Origin of the sequence: Mesorhizobium silamurunense, assembly GCF_014843905.1 — a bacterium.
Taxonomy (GTDB): domain Bacteria; phylum Pseudomonadota; class Alphaproteobacteria; order Rhizobiales; family Rhizobiaceae; genus Mesorhizobium; species Mesorhizobium silamurunense.
On record NZ_LPVS01000068.1, the window covers coordinates 1 to 4119 of the forward strand.

Sequence of the window (4119 nt, forward strand, 5' to 3'; positions counted from 1 at the left end):
GGGCGCCGGCGCGGTTGCGGCCGGGGTCTGCGCCGCCGGCGCGGCAGCCTGATCGGTGGCGGCCGGTGGCTGCGGAACGGTGAGCAATTCGGACGGCTTGCCCGGCTCCTCGACCATCGCCAGCACCTGGCCGGTCGGGCTCTGCGGCACCGAGACGACGGCGGTCTGGGCTGAGGCGACGGCGACGCCGCCGACCGTCGAGCGAAGCGTGATCGTGTAGTCGCCGGGCTTCAGTGGATCGTCGAGCACGATGGCGAAGGCGCCGTCGGGGCCGGCATCGGTCGCGCCTAGCACCGTCCCGCCATTCAAGACCTCGACCTTGGCATTGGGCGCCGCGCTGCCGGCGACGACGATCGAGCCATTGCCTTCGACCCGCACGACATCGAAGGTCGGCAATATCGGACCGGCGGCTGGCGCGGATGCCGCCGGGGCCGTCGCGTTGTTGGCCGGGGCCGTTGCATTGTTGGCGGGCGCCATCTTGTTGGCTGGGGCCATCGTGTTGGCCGGAGCCTGCGGCAAGCGCGCCTCGGTGGACGTGCTGTTGGATTCAGCCGGCTTCGTGTCCGCTTGCGGAAGTGCCGCGACCTGTGCCGGCTTCTCTTTGTTGATATATGGGTCGAGCGCGCCCGACCCGTAGGCGACCGCCGCGACGACGGCAACGCCGCCCGCCGCGAACAAAAACGCCTTGGAAGGATTGATAGCCATAATCTTTTAGTGCCCCCTTAGCCACCTAACGCCGGTCTAGCGTGTTTTAACCAGTGCTACAAGAAAAAGCCCGCCCATGGGCTTGACCGCGCCAACCGTCCCCATCACCAATCATCCCATGAACACGATTCGATCCGTCTGCGTCTATTGCGGTTCGTCTCCGGGCCGCGACGAGGCTTATGTCAAGGCCGGCCACCTGCTCGGCCGCTCGCTCGCCAAGTCAGGCCTGCGCCTGATCTATGGCGGCGGCACCAAGGGCATCATGGGCGCCGTCGCCGACGGGGCGCTCAAGGCCGGCGGCAAGGTGACCGGCATCATCCCGCGCTTCCTGATCAACAAGGAGGCGACGGAAACCGCTCTCGACAAGCTCGACGAGCTGTTGATCACCGATAACATGCACGAGCGCAAGCACAGGATGTTCGAGAAATCCGACGCCTTCGTGGCGCTGCCGGGCGGCATCGGCACGGTGGAGGAGATCGTCGAGGTCATGACCTGGGCGCAGCTCGGCCATCACCGCAAGCCGATCGTGTTCGCCAACATTAAGGGCTTCTGGGACCCGATGCTTTCGCTGATCGAGCACATGTCGGGCGAAGGCTTCATCCACACCGCACATAGGGTGAAGCCGCTAGTGGTCAACGACCCCGAAGCCATCGTCGCCGCCATCATGGTGGCGGGGTCATCCGTGGATGCGCCGACAGAGGGTGTGCAGTCGGTGATAGATAAGATGTAGTGAATAGTGAATAGTGAATGGTTAGCTGCGAGGACCCGGCTTTTGTCCGCTGACCATCATCATTGAACCCACTATTCACTATTCACTATTCACTATTCACTATTCACTATTCACTATTCACTATTCACCGCCCTCCTCAAATCCCCAATCACCGCCCTTCGATCATTGCGCCGCCAGGCGAGCGCCCTCCTCAAATCCCCAATCACCGCCCTTCGATCATTGCGCCGCCAGGCGAGATGGATCGCAACGTTGCGCTTGAACCAGGGCAGATCGCGGAAGACGATGCCGCGCGGCGCCGCGACGCGGAGGCTTTCCTGCACCGTGGCGAGGCCGAGACCGGCGCTGACCAGGCCGAGCGAGGTCAAGGGGTCGGCCGTCTCGTAGGCGATGTCGGGCAGGAAGCCGGCTTCGGCGCAGGCCGCCAGGAACTGGGCGCGATTGGTGTCGTCGGGCTGACGCACGACGGTGATCCAGACGCGACCGTCGAGATGGTTTGGCCGGATGTCGGTGACACCGACAAGCGGATCATCCTCGGGGATAGCCAGCACCAGCGGCTCGCGACGTACCAGCATGCTCTCGATATCGGGATCGCCCTTCGGCGCAGGGGCATAGACAAAGCCGAGGTCGAGCGCTCGGCTTCGCAGATCCTCGAATTGCTGGGCCGTGCGGCCGCTCCTGAGCTGCAGATGGAGATCCGGCCGCCGGCGGCGGAATTCGCGCAGCATGTCGGCGACCAGACCGGCATGCACAGCGCCCTCGACATAGCCGACGGCGAGGCTGCCGGCGGCGCCGCTGGCGAGATTGCGGCCAAGCTCCTCCAGCCGCGCGGCATTGGCAAGCAGCGCGCGGGCTTCGGCGAGGAAAGCCCTGCCCTCGGCGTTGAGATGCACGCGCTGCTTCGCCCGCTCGAACAGGGCAACGCCCAGTTGCTCCTCGAGCTGCATGATCTGTCGGCTCAAGGGCGATTGCGAGATGTGCAGCTGCTCGGCGGCGCGGCCGACATTGCCGGCCTCGGCGACGGCGACGAAATATCTTATTTGGCGCAGGTCGAGCATCTTTGCCCCTATTGACTTAAGTCCTTATTGATCTGAACTTTAGCCTAATCAGTCTTTGACAGTCTGACCAGCCGGCGCGATATCTCCCGCATCAACAGGCCACAAAGGAGACCGCCATGCAGTTCTTTGCCCTTCTCACCCGCAACACCGAAAAGTTCAGCGACGCCGATTTCGCGCCGCTCCTGCCGGGCGAAGCCGAGCAAAGGCGCACGCTCTATGCGCAGGGCGCGGTGCGCCAGGTGTGGAACCGAGGCGACATCCCCGGCAGCGGCGTGATGTTCGAGGCGGCCGACGAGAAGGAGGTGCGCGGCCATCTCGCCACCCTGCCGCTGGTCGAGGCCGGCATGATGGAGGTCGCGGCAATCGTGCCGCTCAATCCCTATCCGGGGTTCGGGCCGAAGCGCTGAGGATAGCTGGCTGAGGCCGCCTTGCGCTCGGCAGCCTCATGGCCAGGCACTGAATTTGCTTGGAAACCATGCGATGTCGCATTTTCTCGGCTGCTCGACACCACCCATCGATCGCGGCAGAGGTCGTGGCCCCGGCCTTCTGGCAACGCATTCGCGACGACACCTGAGATAGACGGGGGTCCGGTTCGCGTCCCCACGTCTCCCAGGATGTCAGTGCCTCTTCGAGCTCGGCCTGGGTCGCCAGACCCCGCTCGCCGGCGAATGGGGCCAGCACGGTGTGCGCGTCAACGCCATCGCCCCCGGCTATTTCAAGACCGAGCTCACCGCCGCTTTAGTCGCCGACGAGACATTCTCGAGCTGGCTCACCGGCCGCACGCCGATGCGGCGCTGGGGCGATGTCGAGGAACTGGCCGGCGCTGCCGTGTTCCTGGCCTCCGACGCCGCAAGCTTCGTAACGGGACAGACGCTGCTGGTGGATGACGGGATAACCAGCGTATTGTGAGAGCGGTCGAGGACTGGTCCGACCGGCAGGCTCGTCTTCCCCACCGGCAGATGCTGCTCGACGGGCGGATCAATCCTGGCACCCTTTGCAAATCCGGCAAGCAGACTGTCCAGCGACAGCCTGCCGGACCCGCTGAGCGCCAGGATGAACATGCCGCCGGCAATGGCGAGATCCTTCTCGAAATGCAGCAGTTCGTTCTGGCTGGCGAAGTTGGCGTGGAAAAGGCTTGCCGTCATCAGGCAGAAGAGGCCGAGCGCTACCGCGCCGAGCCGCGCCAGGATGCCGAGCGCTACGGACAGGCCGGCGCCGAGTTGCAGGGCGATAGTGGCAAGAAGCAGCGGCGTGCCGACGCCGAGCGCGGCCATCGCCTTCTGGGCGCCCTCGAAATGCGTCGCGAGCTGCAATCCCTCATGCACGAAGATCAGAGACAGAAGCAGGCGACCGGCAAGCAGGACCACGTCCCGGGCGTGAAGGTTCTTGGCAAGTTCGGTCGATGTCATGGTCGGCTCCGGTTTTCGAAAGAAGGCAGTCGCCGCCGGTCGGGGTAGCGCTACGGATACTGACGTTGAAAAGGTCGGAGCCGGCGAGGGAGAGAACGCCGGCTCCGGTTTTCGGGCGCGCTTACCGCCAGCGCCCAAAAGTCGGTACTCGTGGGAGCGAGGTCAGTGCCAGCCCCCCTCATATGAGGCGAGTTGTGTCAACGGTAGCGGCGGCGAAATC

Annotated in this window: 4 protein-coding genes and 2 pseudogenes; 3 read left to right on the top strand and 3 right to left on the bottom strand. The window is 64.7% G+C overall.

Annotated elements, in window-relative coordinates:
• Window positions 1-705 (bottom strand): Ig-like domain-containing protein (locus tag AU465_RS18395; RefSeq protein ID WP_376774867.1); only part of this gene is annotated, 705 nt, incomplete at its 3' end.
• 118 nt (window positions 706-823) lie between these two features.
• On the opposite strand from AU465_RS18395, the gene AU465_RS18400 reads away from it, so the two are divergent.
• Entirely contained in the window at window positions 824-1435 is a 612-nt protein-coding gene (locus AU465_RS18400) for an LOG family protein (RefSeq protein WP_192250762.1), read from the top strand.
• A gap of 113 nt (window positions 1436-1548) precedes the next feature.
• Here AU465_RS18400 and AU465_RS18405 read toward each other — a convergent pair whose 3' ends face one another.
• The gene (locus tag AU465_RS18405) at window positions 1549-2490 is read right to left on the bottom strand and encodes a LysR family transcriptional regulator (RefSeq protein WP_192250765.1); all 942 of its coding nucleotides are present in this window, start codon (window positions 2488-2490) and stop codon (window positions 1549-1551) included.
• 116 nt (window positions 2491-2606) lie between these two features.
• Here AU465_RS18405 and AU465_RS18410 point away from each other — a divergent pair, with 116 nt between their 5' ends.
• The gene (locus tag AU465_RS18410) at window positions 2607-2897 is read left to right on the top strand and encodes a muconolactone Delta-isomerase family protein (protein ID WP_192250781.1); all 291 of its coding nucleotides are present in this window, start codon (window positions 2607-2609) and stop codon (window positions 2895-2897) included.
• 250 nt (window positions 2898-3147) lie between these two features.
• Window positions 3148-3399 (top strand): annotated as a pseudogene (locus AU465_RS18415) (SDR family oxidoreductase); the annotation flags it as partial.
• 98 nt (window positions 3400-3497) lie between these two features.
• Here the strand turns inward: AU465_RS18415 and AU465_RS18420 are convergent.
• A pseudogene (locus AU465_RS18420) lies at window positions 3498-3899 on the bottom strand (DoxX family protein); the annotation flags it as partial.
• Between the last annotated feature and the right edge of the window lie 220 nt (window positions 3900-4119).